We start from the raw sequence: 14,365 nt of genomic DNA, 5'->3' as shown, positions 1-14,365 counted from the left end.
ATGAGCCAGCCGCAGGACAACGAGCAAGGCGGACAGGCCGTCCCGCAGACCCGCACCGCGCGCCATCGCCGGATCGTGGACATCCTCAACCGGCAGCCGGTCCGCTCCCAGAGCCAGCTGGCCAAGCTGCTCGCGGACGACGGGCTGAGCGTCACCCAGGCGACGCTCTCCCGCGACCTCGACGAGCTGGGCGCGGTGAAGATCCGCAACACCGGTGGCGAGCTGATCTACGCGGTGCCCAGCGAGGGCGGGTTCCGCACCCCGCAGGCCCCGCTCGGCGAGTCGGCGAAGGAGGAGCGCATGCGGCGCCTCTCCGGGGAGCTGCTGATCTCGGCCGAGGCCTCCGCGAACCTCGTGGTCCTGCGCACCCCACCGGGTGCGGCGCAGTTCCTCGCCTCGGCGATCGACCAGGCCGAACTCCGGGCGATCCTCGGCACGATCGCGGGCGACGACACCCTGATGCTGATCAGCCGCGACCCGGCCGGCGGCCAGGCCCTCGCCGATCACCTCCTGCGGCTGGCGCAGAAGGAGAGCTGAGCGGGACGGGCCGGCGGGGAGGTCCGGGGCGCCCGAAATCCCGGTGCCGCAGCGGCGTTCGCCGACATAGCCTCGAGGCGTGCGCCAACTCGCCCTCGTCATACTGGTGTCCGCCGTCACCGCCGCCGTCTACGGGCCCATCGCCCTGCTGTGGTGGCGCCGTGCGCGGGTCCGCGGCCAGATGCTCCGGCTCGTCGCCGCGGTCGAGCCGGAGCCGTACCACATGGCCCTGTTGCGGCAAGAGGCGACCGAGGCGGCCGCCGCCGAACTCGTCCTCGGCGGGTACCTCCGGATCGACGAAGAGGGCGCCGCGTTCCTGACCGAGCAGGGCCGCGACCCCGCCCGGGCCCCCGCCCACCCGATGCCCGCCGCGCTGCTGGAGGCCGTACGCCGGCACGATCCAGAGCCCGTTTCGATCGGCTGGATCGACTGGTGCGACGACGGGTACCTGGAGCAGCGCGGCGCGTACCGGAGCGAACGGGACGCTCTGCTGCCCGAGCTCCCGCGGATGCCCGACCGCGCGGGGAACCAGTTCCTGGCCTGCTGCAGTTGTGTGGGCATCGTCCTGGTGATGTTCTTCTGGGTCCTGGCGGGCGCGCTGCTGGTGACCGGTCGCCCGCAGGGGCTGCGGGAATGGGCCTGCGCCGTGGTGGCCGGCCTCGGCCTGTCGGCGCTGCTGCTGGCCGAGAAGGCCGGCCGGGTGGTCCGGGAGCGCACGGAGTGCGGCGACCCGCTGGGCGACCTGGTGCGCTCCGCGCCGCACCCGGCCTTCGCGGCACTGGACGAGGAGCAGCGCATGCTGGTGCTGCGGAGCATCGGAGACCGCCACACGTGGCGCGGCGCCGACACGGTCGTCCACGAGGAGGCCGACGAAGAGGACGACGAGGACGACGAGTGGCTGGACGACAAGGTCTGGTGGGAGGACGCGTACGAGTACCGGGCCACCGACGAGGACGAGCCCGAGGCCAAGGGACCTAGTAGCGGGTGACGGCGAGCGGTCCGTCCTCCGTGCCGATCGCGATGTGCGGGCGCCGGCGCGGGTTCGCCCAGCGCAGGATCGCCCGCATGGCCCGCTCGGGCACGGACACGCAACCGGCCGTCGCGCCCTTGCCGTTGACGTGCAGGAAGATCCCGGCGCCCCGGCCGCGCACGGGCCGCTCGTAGTTGAAGGCGATGAGCAGTGCGTGCGCGTACTGCTTCTCGTACGTGACCAGGTGCTCGGCCTCGCCCGGCGCGCAGTCCGCGGGCAGTGGCTCCACCCAGCGGTTGTAGTGCGCGGAGGCGTTGTCCTGGCACCACCAGGAGTCGCCCCGCACCCGCCGGTAGCCGTACTCCGTGCCGGCCGGCGCCCGCCGGATCCCGAAGGCGTACGGGAGTTCGTACAGGCCCGTCGGCGTGGTGCTGGTGCCCTGCGTACGGGTCGTGCCCTCGGTGAGGCCGTTCGACCCGAACCGGGCGGGCGCGCTCCCGGCCAGGTGCCAGCCCCTGGACCACCGGTCCCACCAGGTCAGCCGGCCGGTGGTGGATCCGGGTGCAGGTGCGACGGCGATGATCAGCTGACTGCCGCCGCCGGTGTCGGCGAGCCGGGACGGCAGGGGCGCGGGGCCCTGCGGGAGCAGGCCGGCGGCGATCAGTGAACCGGCGACGAGAGCAGTACGCAGCACATGTCAGACGGTACGGGGCGGAAGGGGCAGAGGCAGCGCAGGCAGGCCGTCGACGCTCGTCTCGATGAACTCCTTCTTCTCGCAGTACGCGGCGAACTCCTCGTCGGTCTTGCGGCCGAAGTACTCCGCGTGGAGGGTGCGCTCGCCCTGGTACTCCATGAGGGGGACGGCGTACCCGCAGACATCGGCGATCCGGTGGGCGCGGACCAGGATGATCGCCCGCGCGGCGGGTCCGTCGGCCTCGCCGAACAGGGCGATCAGCTCGGCCCAGCGCGGGTCGTCGCGGAAGACCGCCTCGCCGTCGCCGTGGATGCGCACGATGTTCGGCGGGCCGCTGAAGGCGCACCACATGAGGGTGATCCGGCCGTTCTCGCGGACGTGCGCGATGGTCTCGGCGCCACTGCCGCCGAAGTCCAGGTAGGCGAGCGTCTGTTCGTCGATGACCACCAGGGTCCCGGCGCGGCCCTTGGGGGACAGGTTGACGTGGCCGTCACCCGACAGGGGAGCGGTCGCGGTGAAGAAGACCGGCTGCTCTTCGATGAACTTGCGCAGGCGGCCGTCTATGCGTTCGTGGAGTTTTCCCATGGTGATCAGTATCCGTCCGTCGTGGTGCGGGGGAGTCCGACGCGTGCGCGCATCGACTGCACGAAGTGGTCCTTGAAGATCAAGGTGCAGCGGTCCAGCAGGGCGCCGACCTCCGGGTCCCCGGCCGGCAGGTCGCTCGGCACGTACGGGTACCACTGGCCGTGGAGGTGATCCGCGGCGAGCGCGCGCAGCCGCGGGTCGGGGTCGGTCAGCAGTTCCACGGAGGCCCGCAGTCCGGGCACGCCGCCGCGGGCGAACAGCAGCCGGTAGGCGGCCCGGCGGGTGTGCACCGGCCGCTCGGGCGCGATGCGCTCCAGCAGCCAGTCGGCGGGCAGCTGCCCGGCCGAGGCGCGCAGGCTCACCGAGGCCTCCCGGGCCACGGCCGGCGAGGCGTCGTCCAGCAGTGGCCGCAGCAGCCCGAGGTCGGTGACGTCCAGGTGGCGCAGGCCTGCGACGGCCGCCGCCCGGACCGCCCCGGCGGGGTGGTGAAGCAGGGCGCGCAGCAGCGGTGCGTCCGCCCGGCCGGCGCACTCGGCGAAGCCGGCCACGGCGTACCGGGTGATCCGGTCCGGGTCCTCGACCAGCTCGCGGAGGTACGCGTACGGATCGCCCCCGGCCTGGCGCAGGAGCCAGCGGGCACAGGCCCGGACCGCTCCGGAGCGGTCGGTGAGGTGGTGCACGGCCTCGGCGGCCCGCCCGGCCCGGCGCAGGGCGGTGACCCCGGAGGCCCGGACCATCGGGAGGTGCCCGCCCAGCAGGGCGTCGATGGCCGCATCCGCATCCGCATCCGCATCCGCGTCGACCCGGTCCGGCCCGCCGTCCGGAGCCCCGGCGGCCAGTACCGCCAGCGCGGCGTCGGTCCACAGCACGCTCGTCACCGGGTCCTGCTCGACGGCCGCCCGCCGGGCCAGTTCCCGTACGCCGAACAGCCCGAGGTCGAGGGTGATCCGGGTGGCGAAGCGCCGGGTCGCCACGTCCGGGTTCCACCGCAGCCACGCCAGCACGGTGTCGGGCTGCTCGCCGGTGCGGGTGTGTGCGGGCCGCTCGGCCCGCCACCAGGTCGCGGGCCGGGCCGGCCGCCACCACGGGGCGAGGACGGGGTCCTCGGCGCGCAGGGCCGCCTCGAACCGCTCCAGCGCCCAGGCGCCCTGCTCCCGCCCTCCCAGCCGCAGGACCAGCGGGGTCAGGTCGGTCAGCGTACGTGCGGGGTCGGCGGCCAGCGCCTCGCGGAGGATCCGGCGGGCACGCTTGCGCACCGCCGGGACCCAGTCGGCGCACCGGATCGCGACGAGCGGGAGCGCCGGGTCCGGCTCGTCGAGCGCGGCCTCGCGGATCCGGCCGTCCCGGTGGCACAGGCGGGTCTCCGGGCGGTCGAAGCGCGGCAGCGTGGTGCCGTGGGCGCGGGCCTGCCGGACCTCTTCGTCGAACGCGGTCCAGGCCGCGGGCCGGTCGGGGAGGCGGACTCCGCCGATCCCGACGCGCCTGCCGCCGAGCAGCCCGGCCGCGGCCGCCCGCCCGTTCTCCGCGTCCTGTCGTTCCCAGGCGCTCATGTGCCCTCCCCCGTCTGCTCGTACCCGGCGAGCCTAGGCGGTGGCCGGTGGTTCGCGCGCCCCATATTCGCCCTGGTCAGGAGCCTGACGGTGGCGTCGATTGACGAAACATACGGAGTAGTGCATAGTTATGCCTGTCGTTGAATGCACCGTAAGGAGAAACCCGTGACCGAGCGCGTCGTACTCGCCTACTCGGGCGGCCTGGACACCTCCGTCGCCATCGGCTGGATCGCCGAGGAGACGGGCGCCGAGGTCATCGCCGTTGCCGTGGACGTCGGCCAGGGCGGCGAGGACCTGGACGTCATCCGCAAGCGCGCGCTCGACTGCGGTGCGGTCGAGGCCGAGGTCGCCGACGCCTCCGACGAGTTCGCCAACGAGTACTGCCTCCCGGCGATCAAGGCGAACGCCCTCTACATGGACCGGTACCCGCTGGTCTCGGCGCTCTCCCGGCCGGCCATCGTCAAGCACCTGGTCGCCGCCGCCAAGAAGCACGGCGCCACGACCGTCGCCCACGGCTGCACCGGCAAGGGCAACGACCAGGTCCGCTTCGAGGCGGGCATCGTCGCCCTCGCCCCGGACCTCAAGTGCATCGCCCCGGTCCGTGACTACGCGATGACCCGCGACAAGGCGATCGCCTTCTGCGAGGAGAAGCAGCTCCCGATCGCGACCACCAAGAAGTCCCCGTACTCCATCGACCAGAACGTCTTCGGGCGTGCCGTCGAGACGGGCTTCCTGGAGGACATCTGGAACGCCCCGATCGAGGACATCTACGAGTACACCTCGAACCCGGCCCTGCCGCGCGAGGCCGACGAGGTCGTCATCTCCTTCAAGGAGGGCGTCCCGGTCGCCATCGACGGCAAGCCCGTCACCGTGCTCCAGGCGATCCAGCAGCTCAACGACCGCGCCGGCGCCCAGGGCGTCGGCCGGATCGACATCGTCGAGGACCGTCTCGTGGGCATCAAGTCCCGTGAGGTGTACGAGGCCCCGGGTGCGATCGCGCTGATCACGGCCCACCAGGAGCTGGAGAACGTCACCGTCGAGCGCGAGCTGGCCCGCTACAAGCGGCAGGTCGAGCAGCGCTGGGGCGAGATGGTCTACGACGGCCTGTGGTTCTCCCCGCTCAAGCGGGCCCTGGACGGCTTCATCAACGAGGCCAACCAGCACGTCACCGGTGACATCCGGATGACCCTGCACGGCGGCCGCGCCGTCGTCACCGGCCGGAAGTCGGACGAGTCGCTGTACGACTTCAACCTCGCGACCTACGACTCGGGCGACACCTTCGACCAGTCCAAGGCCCAGGGCTTCATCGAGATCTTCGGCCTCTCCTCGAAGATCGCGGCGCGGCGCGACCTCGCCTGACCGATCAGCAGTACGTGACCGCCTCCCCGTTTCCTCCGCGGCGGGGAGGCGGTTTCACATCCGAAAAGCATGCCGTACAGGCCGTACAGGCCATGCAGTCCTGAGGAGCAGTAGCTGTGAGCAGCAACAAGGGTGACGTCCGGCTCTGGGGCGGCCGGTTCGCCGACGGTCCCGCCGAGGCCCTCGCGAAGCTGTCCGCGTCGGTCCACTTCGACTGGCGCCTCGCGCCCTACGACATCGCCGGCTCGCGCGCCCACGCCCGCGTGCTCCACAAGGCGGGCCTGCTCACGGCCGAAGAGCTCGACCGCATGATCGCCGGACTGGACCAGCTGGAGGCCGACGTGGCCGACGGCTCCTTCACCGGCACCATCGCCGACGAGGACGTGCACACCGCACTGGAGCGCGGCTTGCTGGAGCGGCTCGGCGCCGACCTCGGCGGCAAGCTGCGCGCGGGCCGTTCCCGTAACGACCAGGTGGCCACCCTCTTCCGGATGTACCTGCGCGACCACGCACGGACCATCGGCGGTCTGGTCGCGGACCTCCAGGACGCGCTGGTCGGCCTCGCCGAGAGCCACGCGGACGTGGCGATGCCGGGCCGGACCCACCTCCAGCACGCGCAGCCGGTGCTCTTCGCCCACCACGTACTGGCCCACGTGCAGTCCCTGTCCCGGGACGCGGAGCGGCTGCGGCAGTGGGACACCCGGACCGCGGTCTCCCCCTACGGATCGGGCGCCCTCGCCGGCTCCTCGCTGGGCCTGGACCCGGAGGCGGTCGCCGCCGACCTGGGCTTCGAGCGGGGCTCGGTCGGCAACTCCATCGACGGCACGGCCTCGCGCGACTTCGTCGCCGAGTTCGCCTTCGTCACCGCGATGATCGGGATCAACCTGTCCCGGATCGCGGAGGAGATCATCATCTGGAACACGAAGGAGTTCTCCTTCGTGACGCTGCACGACGCCTTCTCCACCGGCTCGTCGATCATGCCGCAGAAGAAGAACCCGGACATCGCGGAGCTGGCGCGCGGCAAGTCGGGCCGCCTCATCGGCAACCTGACCGGTCTGCTCGCCACGCTCAAGGCGCTCCCCCTCGCGTACAACCGGGACCTCCAGGAGGACAAGGAGCCGGTCTTCGACTCCTGCGACACCCTCGAGGTCCTGCTGCCGGCCTTCACCGGCATGATGGCCACCCTCACCGTCAGCCGGGAGCGGATGGAGGAGCTGGCCCCGGCGGGCTTCTCGCTCGCCACCGACATCGCGGAGTGGCTGGTCAAGCAGGGCGTGCCGTTCCGGGTGGCGCACGAGGTGGCCGGCGAGTGCGTCAAGGAGTGCGAGGCGCTCGGCATCGAGCTGGACGAGCTCACGGACGAGCAGTTCGCGAAGATCTCGGAGCACCTGACCCCCGAGGTGCGGACCGTCCTCAACGTCAAGGGCGCCCTCGCCTCCCGCAACGGCCGCGGCGGCACCGCCCCCTCGGCGGTCGCGGTCCAGCTGAACGAGCTGAAGGCCGACCTGGTCATCCAGCACGCCTGGGCGGTCCACAAGCAGTAGTCCCGAGCACGGCCGGGGGCGGGGGAGCGGATGGGCTCCCCCGCCCCTTCGGCGTTACAGGCAGACGATGCTGATCGAGAACGGCCTGTCGCTGTCCACGGCGGCGTTGCCGCCCGCGGACGGGGTCGCGGTGCGGACGAAGATCGTGTTCGCGTTCACCTGGCCGACGAGGATGGACGAGCTGCCCGGCCCGGGGTCGCTGCCGCCGTTGGTGTTGATGGTGCCCAGGAGGGCGCAGTTGTTGATGTTGGACGTCGTGGTGATGTTGTAGCGGCCGTTGCCGAAGTGGTTGACGGTCCCGGTGATGCCCTGCACACCCAGGAACTGTCCGGACGCGGAGACCTTGGCCCAGGCAGTGGTGGTGGCCGCCGCCCGGGCCGCCTGGTGCGGCTCGGCCGACGCCGAGGACACGGCGACCGCGCCGCCGACCGTCAGTGCCATCGCGGCGGCCCCGAGGGCCAGCTTCGTCGATGCGTTCATGGTTCTCTCCCTGCCGAAAGAAGGACTCGGTGCAGGTGAACCCGCCCCGGGTAAGGGCTCACTGGGGAGGAGCCTCCCGCTTCCCGCACCGGCCGGGGAGGGCCTCGCGGGCACGGTCACTCCAAATGATCAGAGCCTCCGGAAAGGGGAGCGTTCGTTCGATGGGGGATTTTCCGGCGCGGTTCGTTGACGACTGCGCATCATCCGCGCGAACACGGGTAGTAGTCATCGAATCACAATGAGTCCGCCCAGGTCGTCAGGGTGTCGAAGTCTTCCCTGGTCAGGCCGATCCGCTCGTCGATGCGCAGGAGCAGCGCGTGCGCCGGGTGGTGCTGCTCGACGTACTCGTGGTCCATGGCCCCGATGTCGTCGTCGATCCAGGCGAAGGGCCGGCCGCCCGCGTACTCCAGGACGTACTGGGTCTTCCAGAAGGTGCCGCGCGGTGCGCGGCCGTGCATCGACGGCCAGTCGATGAAGGGGAGCCGGGGCAGGCCGAGGTGGGGGCCTATCCAGTCGTTCGCCTCGTCCTTCCAGGTGGTGGCCCACACCAGTTCGTACGCGTCCGCCAGCGCCAGCAGCTCCTCCCCGTGGGCGGGATTCAGCCAGACCCGCAACGGCTTCGCGCTCTCCGCCTCCCTCCAGCCCGTCGGCCGCATCCGGTGGGTGGTGTAGCCCTCGGGGCGGCGCTGGGCCTTGGCCGCGTAGGGGTTCAGTGGTCCGTCAACATCGATCAGCAGCAGTGGCTTCATCGGCTCAGAGTCCCTTCCGGCCGCCTGTGAGGCAGCCCATTTTTCGCGAGAATGAGACAGTGACGTCTCATTCGGGGTATGCTTGTCTCATGGCCATGGATCGTGACCAGGTGCTCCGCGACGCCGCAGCCCTGCTCTCCCGCAAATCGACCGCCACGATGGACGAGGTCGCCCGCGCCGCAGGGATCGGGCGCGCGACCCTCCACCGGCACTTCGCCGGGCGCGACGCCCTCGTACGGGCCCTCGAAGAACTCGGCATCCGGGAGTTCGAGGTGGCTTTCGACAACGCCCGCCTCGACGAGGGCACGGCCGTGGAGGCGCTCAGACGCCTCGTCGCGGAGGCCGAGCCCAACGCCGAACTGCTGGCCTTCCTCGTCACCGAGAACCAGCTGTTCGAAGGCGACCAGATCCACGAGGGATGGGCCCGGCTCGACGCCCGCGTCACCGCCCTGTTCCGGCGCGGCCAGGAAGAGGGCGACATCCGGATCGACCTGAGCCCGGCCTGGCTCACCGAGGCCCTCTACGGCCTCATCGGCAGCTGCGCCTGGGCCGTCATGGACGGCCGGGTCGCCGCCAAGGACTTTCAGTACATGATCACCGAGCTGCTGCTCGGTGGCGCCAGACGGAGTGTGGAGAAATGAGCCGTACCGAACAGCTGATACGTCAGACGGGGGTGGAGGAGAAGAGCCGCGGCCGCTGGCTCGCGCTCTCCGTGCTCGTCCTGGCCGTGCTGCTGGTCGCGGTCGACGCCACGGTCCTCGGCCTCGCCACACCCTCACTCAGCGAAGACCTCAAGCCGTCCGGCACCCAGCTGCTGTGGATCGGCGACATCTACTCCTTCGTCATCGCCGGACTCCTGGTGTCGATGGGCTCCCTCGGTGACCGCATCGGCCGCAAGAAGCTGCTCCTCGTCGGCGCCACCGCCTTCGGCGCCGTCTCGGTCCTCAACGCCTACGCGACCAGCCCCGAGATGATGATCGTCGCCCGGGCCCTGCTCGGCGTGGCGGGCGCCACCCTGATGCCGTCCACCCTCGCGCTGATCCGCAACATCTTCCACGACCCCAAGGAGCGCAGCCTCGCCATCGGCATCTGGGGCGCCACCGCCTCGGCCGGCGCGGCCGTCGGCCCGGTCGTCGGCGGAGCCCTGCTCCAGCACTTCTGGTGGGGCTCGGTCTTCCTCATCAACCTCCCCGTGATGATCGCCCTGGTCCTCGTCGGCATCAAGCTGCTGCCCGAGTCCAAGAACCCGGTCGCCGGCCCCTGGGACCTGGTCAGCGTCGGCCTCTCCCTCGTCGGCGTCATCGCCGTGGTCTACGCCGTCAAGGAAGTCGCCACCCACGGCCTGACCTGGGAGGTCGTGGCCACCACAGGGCTCGGCGCGGGCGCCCTGTACGCCTTCGTCCGCCGCCAGTTCACCCTGCCGTCCCCGCTGCTCGACATGCGGCTCTTCAAGCACCGCGGCTTCTCCGGCGCGGTCCTCGCCGACCTGCTCACCGTCTTCGGCCTCTCCGGACTGGTCTTCTTCCTCTCGCAGTTCCTCCAGCTCGTGCAGGGGCGCGGGCCGCTGGAGGCCGGCCTCGCCGAACTGCCCGCCGCCGTCGGCGCGGTGGTCACCGGCCTGATCGCGGGCAACTACGCCCGCAAGTACTCCGTACGGTCCATCGTGGCCGGCGGCCTCGGTGCCATCGGCCTGGCCCTGGCCGTCCTGACCCTGATCCACAAGGAGACCGGCTACCCGCTGCTCGGCGCGGCCCTGCTCGTCGTCGGCCTCGGCGCGGGCTTCTCCTTCACCGTCACCGCCGACGTGATCCTCTCCAGCGTGCCCAAGGAGCAGGCCGGTTCGGCCTCCGCCGTCTCCGAGACCGCGTACGAACTCGGCGCCGCCCTCGGCATCGCCCTGCTCGGCTCCATCGTCACCGGCGTCTACCAGGGCTTCACCGCCCCGGCCGCCGCCGGCGGACCGGTGGCCGACGCCGCGCACGAATCCCTGGGCGGCGCGGTCGAGGCCGCCAAGTCACTGGATCCGGCCACCGCCACGCAGATGGTGGGCGCCGCCCAGCACGCCTTCGTCGACGGCCTGCGCCTGGCCTCCGGCGTCGGTGCAGCCGTGCTGCTGGCCACCGCCACGGCCGCCTGGTTCCTGCTCAAGGGCCAGCGGCTCCAGGACGGCATCGAGCACTGACGTCCCGCCAGAGGGTGCTGTCCCGAACGGAGTTGACAGCCCGTCGAAGCGCGGGACACCATCCCGGCGATGGAGATCAACGACCTGACCCCGGCCGAGCGCCGCATCTGGGACGCCTTCCCGCGCGGTGAGGGCGTCGACTTCCGCGAGCACCCCGACGACAGCTCCGTGGACGGGGCCGGCTGGGGGCCGGACCGCACCGTCCGGGCCGAGGTGCTCCGGGCCCTGCTGCTGGGCGCCGGCCGGGCCGAGCCGGGCCAGGTCGCCGGCCTGAAGGTCAAGGGTGCCAGGATCGTCGGCAAGCTCGACCTGCGCTACGCGGTGATCGACTACCCGATCCGGCTTCGCGACTGCTGGTTCGAACGCAAACCGCTCCTGTACGGCGCCCAGCTGAAAGCCCTCGTCCTGGGCTACTCCACGCTGCCCGGCCTCACCGCGGCCACCGTGCGCGTCGACGTGGTCCTGAGGCTCTCCTGCTGCCGTATCACCGGCCCGGTCCGGCTCCAGGGCGCCAAGATATCCGGCGGCCTCTTCCTCCAGGGCGCGGTGGTCGGCCCCGCGGCGGGCGAGGAGGCGGACGAGCCCCCGCTCCAGCTCAACCACGTGGAGATCGGCACCGACATCATCGCCAACGACCTGACCATCCACGGCCAGCTACGCCTCAACGGCGCCGTCGTCGGCGGCCAGGTCAGCCTCGACAACGCCCGTCTGCTCACCCCGGACGGCATCGCCCTGCACGCCGAGACCCTGTCCGTCGGAACAGACCTGCGGGCCCACCGCATGGAGGCCCGCGGCATGGTCAATCTCAGCGGCGCCCGGATACCCGGCCAGCTCAACCTGGCCCGCGCGGTATTCGCCAACCCCGGCGGAACCGCCCTGCGTGCCTCCAGCTGCACCATCGGCGAGCTGTGGCTGCGCGGCTGCGACCGGATCCAGGGCATGATCAATCTGCGCCGCTCCCATGTCGACATGCTGCACATACCGACCGAGACCTGGCCCGATCAGATCCGCATCGACGGCCTGACCTACCGCACGCTGGCCCCGCACCTCCCGGCCGAGGAGCGGCTGCCCGCCCTGGAGCGCGAGGAGTCCGGCTACCTCCCGTACGCCTACGAGCAGCTCGCCGCGGCCTACCGCACGGCGGGGGACGAGGCGGGCGCCCGCACGGTGCTGCTCGCCAAGCTGCGCCGCCACCGGCGCACCCTGCCCCGGCACGCCCGGCTCTGGGGGCTGCTCCAGGACGCCACCGTCGGCTACGGCTTCCGGCCGCTGCGGGCCACGGGCTGGCTGCTGGCGCTCCTGCTGACCGGGACGATCGCCTACGGACTCGCCCCGCCACGGCCGCTCAAGACGGGGGAGGCCCCCGACTTCAACGCGGTCTTCTACACGATCGACCTGATGCTGCCGATCATCGGCTTCGGGCAGGAGTCCGCCTACGCGCCGAGCGGCTGGTACCAGTGGCTTTCGTACCTGCTGATCGTGACCGGCTGGATCCTCGCCACCACCACGGCGGCGGGCGTCAGCCGGTCACTCCGGCGGCAGTAGGAACGCCGGGGGACTAGGCGGCCTTCGCCTTGGTCGCGTACATGTCCACGTACTCCTGGCCGGAGAGCCGCATGACCTCGGCCATCACCGAGTCGGTGACCGCGCGCAGCACGTAGCGGTCGCGGTCCATGCCCTCGTAGCGGGAGAACTCCATCGGCTCGCCGAAACGGACGGTGACGCGGCCCGGGCGCGGCATGCCGGCGCCGCCGGGCTGGAGCTTGTCCGTGCCGATCATCGCGAACGGGACCACGGGAGCGCCGGTCATCAGGGTCAGGCGGGCGATGCCGGTGCGGCCGCGGTAGAGCCGGCCGTCGGGGGAGCGGGTGCCCTCGGGGTAAATGCCGAAGATCTTGCCCTCTTCGAGGATCCGGCGGCCGGTCATCAGGGCCGCGACCCCGCCGTTGGCCCCGTCACGGTCGACGGGGATCATGCCGGACCCGGTGAAGAACCAGGCCATGGCGCGGCCCTTGATGCCCTTGCCGGTCACGTACTCGTCCTTGCCGATGAAGTGGACCGTGCGGTCGCACACCAGCGGCATGATCATGGAGTCGATGAAGGTGAGGTGGTTGCCCGCCAGAATCACCGGACCGGAGCCGGGGATGTTCTCGAGGCCCTCCACGCGGGTGCGGAACATCATGCGCACGACCGGTCCGACAGTGGCTTTGATGAGCTTCGTACGGAACAACGTGGGCCCTCCGGCATCGAAAAGCGGGGTTCTCGCACTCACCACACGGCGGTGGTGCAGGTGAGGACGATACTCGCGGGTCAGGTCCGAGCGCACATCGGGTTCACGTGTCGGATACGCAGTGTTGACACACGTTTCCGCCAAGTTCCCCGGATGTGCCGTCGCCGCACCCCCTGCGGCCACCCCCTTTTGCCTACCATCGGCACGCCGATCAGGTGCCGCGACATGCCGGGACATTGCAGATTCCGGGACCGCGGACCTTCGCGACGACGAGGAGTGGCACTCATGACACAGGGTGGGGCAGCGCGGCGCACGGTCCTGGGGGCGGCCGTCCTGGCGGCCGGGGGAGGCATCACCGGACTCGCGGCGGGACCGGCGTCCGCCACGAGCGGCGGGCACGGCGACGGAGGCCACCGGGACCTCCCCCACCCGACGGTCATCGGCCACCGCGGGGCCAGCGGCTACCGGCCGGAGCACACGCTCGGCTCCTACCAGCTGGCCCTCGACCTGGGCGCCGACGTCGTGGAGCAGGATCTCGTCCCGACGAAGGACGGGCACCTGGTGTGCCGCCACGAGAACGAGATCGGCGGCACCACCGACGTCGCCGACCACGCGGAGTTCGCGGCGCGGCGGACCACCAAGTCCGTCGACGGTGTCTCCGTCACCGGCTGGTTCACCGAGGACTTCACCCTCGCCGAGCTGAAGACCCTGCGCGCGAAGGAACGTATCCCCGCCGTCCGCCAGCGCAACACGCTCTACGACGGCCAGTGGGCCGTGCCCACCTTCGAGGAGGTGCTGCGCTGGGCCGACCGCGAGGGCAAGCGGCGCGGCAAGAGGGTCTGGCTGCACGTCGAGACCAAACACCCGAGCTACTTCCGCGGCCTCGGCCTCGGCCTGGAGGAGCCCCTCGCCAAGCTGCTGCGCCGCTACGGACGGGACCGCCGCGATGCGGCCGTCTTCCTCCAGTCCTTCGAGCCCTCCAGCATCCAGCGGCTCTCCCGGCTGGTCTCCGCGCCCCGCGTGGTGCTGCTCTCCGCGGCGAACACGCGCCCCTGGGACTTCGAACAGGCCAAGGACCCGCGGACGGTCGCGGACCTGGTCAAGCCCGAGGGCCTGAAGTGGATCGCCGGCTTCGCCCAGGGCATCGGCCCGACCATGGACCTGATCCTCCCGCGCACGGCGGACGGCCGGCTCGGAGCCCCGACCACCCTGGTGAAGGACGCCCACGCGCGCGGTCTGGTGCTGCACCCCTATACCGCGCGCAACGAGAACAGCTTCCTGCCGGCCGAGTACCGCAAGGGCACGGACCCGGCCGCCTACGGTGATGCCCTCGCCGCCTTCCGGACGTACTTCGAACAGGGCATCGACGGCATCTTCACCGACAACCCGGACACCGGCCTGCTCGCGGCCGAGGCCTTCCGCCCCGGCCGACGCCCCGTCAACGGCTGAGCGCGCCTTCCCGAACGAGTGGGCCGGGCCCGGCGG

The 14,365-nt window shown here is 71.6% G+C and carries 14 protein-coding genes; 8 read left to right on the top strand and 6 right to left on the bottom strand.

Going from position 1 to position 14,365, the window contains the following annotated elements; translation table 11 throughout:
- Positions 1–537, top strand: coding sequence for an arginine repressor (locus OG472_RS11850; RefSeq protein WP_383572968.1), 537 nt, complete (start codon positions 1–3; stop codon positions 535–537).
- Positions 538–616: 79 nt separating this feature from the next.
- Complete coding sequence (locus OG472_RS11845; RefSeq protein ID WP_405941394.1) at positions 617–1,525, top strand: hypothetical protein; 909 nt, start codon at positions 617–619, stop codon at positions 1,523–1,525.
- On the opposite strand, the gene OG472_RS11840 is transcribed toward OG472_RS11845, so the two are convergent.
- From OG472_RS11840 to OG472_RS11830, 3 genes are read right to left on the bottom strand one after another with little or no spacing between them, the layout of a single operon-like run.
- Entirely contained in the window at positions 1,512–2,201 is a 690-nt protein-coding gene (locus OG472_RS11840) for a L,D-transpeptidase (RefSeq protein ID WP_401609259.1), read from the bottom strand. The genes OG472_RS11845 and OG472_RS11840 overlap by 14 nt on opposite strands.
- A 3-nt stretch (positions 2,202–2,204) precedes the next feature.
- On the bottom strand, positions 2,205–2,786 hold the full coding sequence (locus tag OG472_RS11835; RefSeq protein ID WP_383572959.1) for a pyridoxamine 5'-phosphate oxidase family protein: 582 nt from the start codon (positions 2,784–2,786) through the stop codon (positions 2,205–2,207).
- A 5-nt stretch (positions 2,787–2,791) separates the two neighbouring features.
- Complete coding sequence (locus OG472_RS11830; protein WP_405941393.1) at positions 2,792–4,336, bottom strand: hypothetical protein; 1,545 nt, start codon at positions 4,334–4,336, stop codon at positions 2,792–2,794.
- 165 nt (positions 4,337–4,501) lie between these two features.
- On the opposite strand from OG472_RS11830, the gene OG472_RS11825 reads away from it, so the two are divergent.
- Positions 4,502–5,695 (top strand): argininosuccinate synthase, encoded by a 1,194-nt coding sequence (locus OG472_RS11825; protein WP_362134688.1) that lies wholly within the window; start codon positions 4,502–4,504, stop codon positions 5,693–5,695.
- 116 nt (positions 5,696–5,811) lie between these two features.
- Positions 5,812–7,239 carry an argininosuccinate lyase gene (gene argH / locus OG472_RS11820; protein WP_405941392.1) on the top strand — a complete coding sequence of 476 codons (1,428 nt, stop codon included), beginning with the start codon at positions 5,812–5,814 and terminating at the stop codon, positions 7,237–7,239.
- 54 nt (positions 7,240–7,293) lie between these two features.
- Here the strand turns inward: argH and OG472_RS11815 are convergent, their stop codons facing one another.
- Both OG472_RS11815 and OG472_RS11810 read right to left on the bottom strand, forming a co-directional pair.
- Positions 7,294–7,719 carry a hypothetical protein gene (locus OG472_RS11815; RefSeq protein ID WP_401609263.1) on the bottom strand — a complete coding sequence of 142 codons (426 nt, stop codon included), beginning with the start codon at positions 7,717–7,719 and terminating at the stop codon, positions 7,294–7,296.
- Positions 7,720–7,952: 233 nt separating this feature from the next.
- Entirely contained in the window at positions 7,953–8,468 is a 516-nt protein-coding gene (locus OG472_RS11810) for an HAD domain-containing protein (protein WP_405941391.1), read from the bottom strand.
- Between the two features lie 89 nt (positions 8,469–8,557).
- Between OG472_RS11810 and OG472_RS11805 the strand changes: the two genes are divergently transcribed.
- From OG472_RS11805 to OG472_RS11795, 3 genes are all read left to right on the top strand, one after another.
- Positions 8,558–9,109 carry a TetR/AcrR family transcriptional regulator gene (locus OG472_RS11805; RefSeq protein WP_401609266.1) on the top strand — a complete coding sequence of 184 codons (552 nt, stop codon included), beginning with the start codon at positions 8,558–8,560 and terminating at the stop codon, positions 9,107–9,109.
- On the top strand, positions 9,106–10,650 hold the full coding sequence (locus tag OG472_RS11800) for an MFS transporter (RefSeq protein ID WP_405941390.1): 1,545 nt from the start codon (positions 9,106–9,108) through the stop codon (positions 10,648–10,650). Before OG472_RS11805 ends, OG472_RS11800 begins: the two co-directional genes overlap by 4 nt.
- Positions 10,651–10,719: 69 nt before the next feature.
- A complete protein-coding gene (locus OG472_RS11795) occupies positions 10,720–12,195 on the top strand; it encodes a membrane-associated oxidoreductase (RefSeq protein ID WP_405941389.1) in 1,476 nt (491 codons plus the stop codon).
- Positions 12,196–12,208: 13 nt separating this feature from the next.
- Here the strand turns inward: OG472_RS11795 and OG472_RS11790 are convergent, their stop codons facing one another.
- Positions 12,209–12,832 carry a lysophospholipid acyltransferase family protein gene (locus tag OG472_RS11790; RefSeq protein ID WP_401609696.1) on the bottom strand — a complete coding sequence of 208 codons (624 nt, stop codon included), beginning with the start codon at positions 12,830–12,832 and terminating at the stop codon, positions 12,209–12,211.
- A gap of 333 nt (positions 12,833–13,165) precedes the next feature.
- Between OG472_RS11790 and OG472_RS11785 the strand changes: the two genes are divergently transcribed.
- Positions 13,166–14,329, top strand: coding sequence for a glycerophosphodiester phosphodiesterase (locus OG472_RS11785; protein ID WP_405941388.1), 1,164 nt, complete (start codon positions 13,166–13,168; stop codon positions 14,327–14,329).
- Positions 14,330–14,365: the final 36 nt, after the last annotated feature.

Source organism: Streptomyces sp. NBC_00207 (assembly GCF_045160965.1).
GTDB lineage: Bacteria > Actinomycetota > Actinomycetes > Streptomycetales > Streptomycetaceae > Streptomyces.
The sequence above is the reverse complement of the archived record's forward strand: the minus strand, read 5'-3'. Positions and strand labels throughout refer to the sequence as shown.

Bases quoted from the DNA above. Each gene is read 5' to 3' on its own strand.
- OG472_RS11850 (WP_383572968.1), top strand. From the start codon at position 1: ATGAGCCAGCCGCAGGACAACGAGCAAGGCGGACAGGCCGTCCCGCAG.
- OG472_RS11835 (WP_383572959.1), bottom strand. From the start codon at position 2,786: ATGGGAAAACTCCACGAACGCATAGACGGCCGCCTGCGCAAGTTCATC.
- OG472_RS11830 (WP_405941393.1), bottom strand. From the start codon at position 4,336: ATGAGCGCCTGGGAACGACAGGACGCGGAGAACGGGCGGGCGGCCGCG.
- OG472_RS11815 (WP_401609263.1), bottom strand. From the start codon at position 7,719: ATGAACGCATCGACGAAGCTGGCCCTCGGGGCCGCCGCGATGGCACTG.
- OG472_RS11810 (WP_405941391.1), bottom strand. From the start codon at position 8,468: ATGAAGCCACTGCTGCTGATCGATGTTGACGGACCACTGAACCCCTAC.
- OG472_RS11805 (WP_401609266.1), top strand. From the start codon at position 8,558: ATGGCCATGGATCGTGACCAGGTGCTCCGCGACGCCGCAGCCCTGCTC.
- OG472_RS11800 (WP_405941390.1), top strand. From the start codon at position 9,106: ATGAGCCGTACCGAACAGCTGATACGTCAGACGGGGGTGGAGGAGAAG.
- OG472_RS11795 (WP_405941389.1), top strand. From the start codon at position 10,720: ATGGAGATCAACGACCTGACCCCGGCCGAGCGCCGCATCTGGGACGCC.
- OG472_RS11790 (WP_401609696.1), bottom strand. From the start codon at position 12,832: ATGATGTTCCGCACCCGCGTGGAGGGCCTCGAGAACATCCCCGGCTCC.
- OG472_RS11785 (WP_405941388.1), top strand. From the start codon at position 13,166: ATGACACAGGGTGGGGCAGCGCGGCGCACGGTCCTGGGGGCGGCCGTC.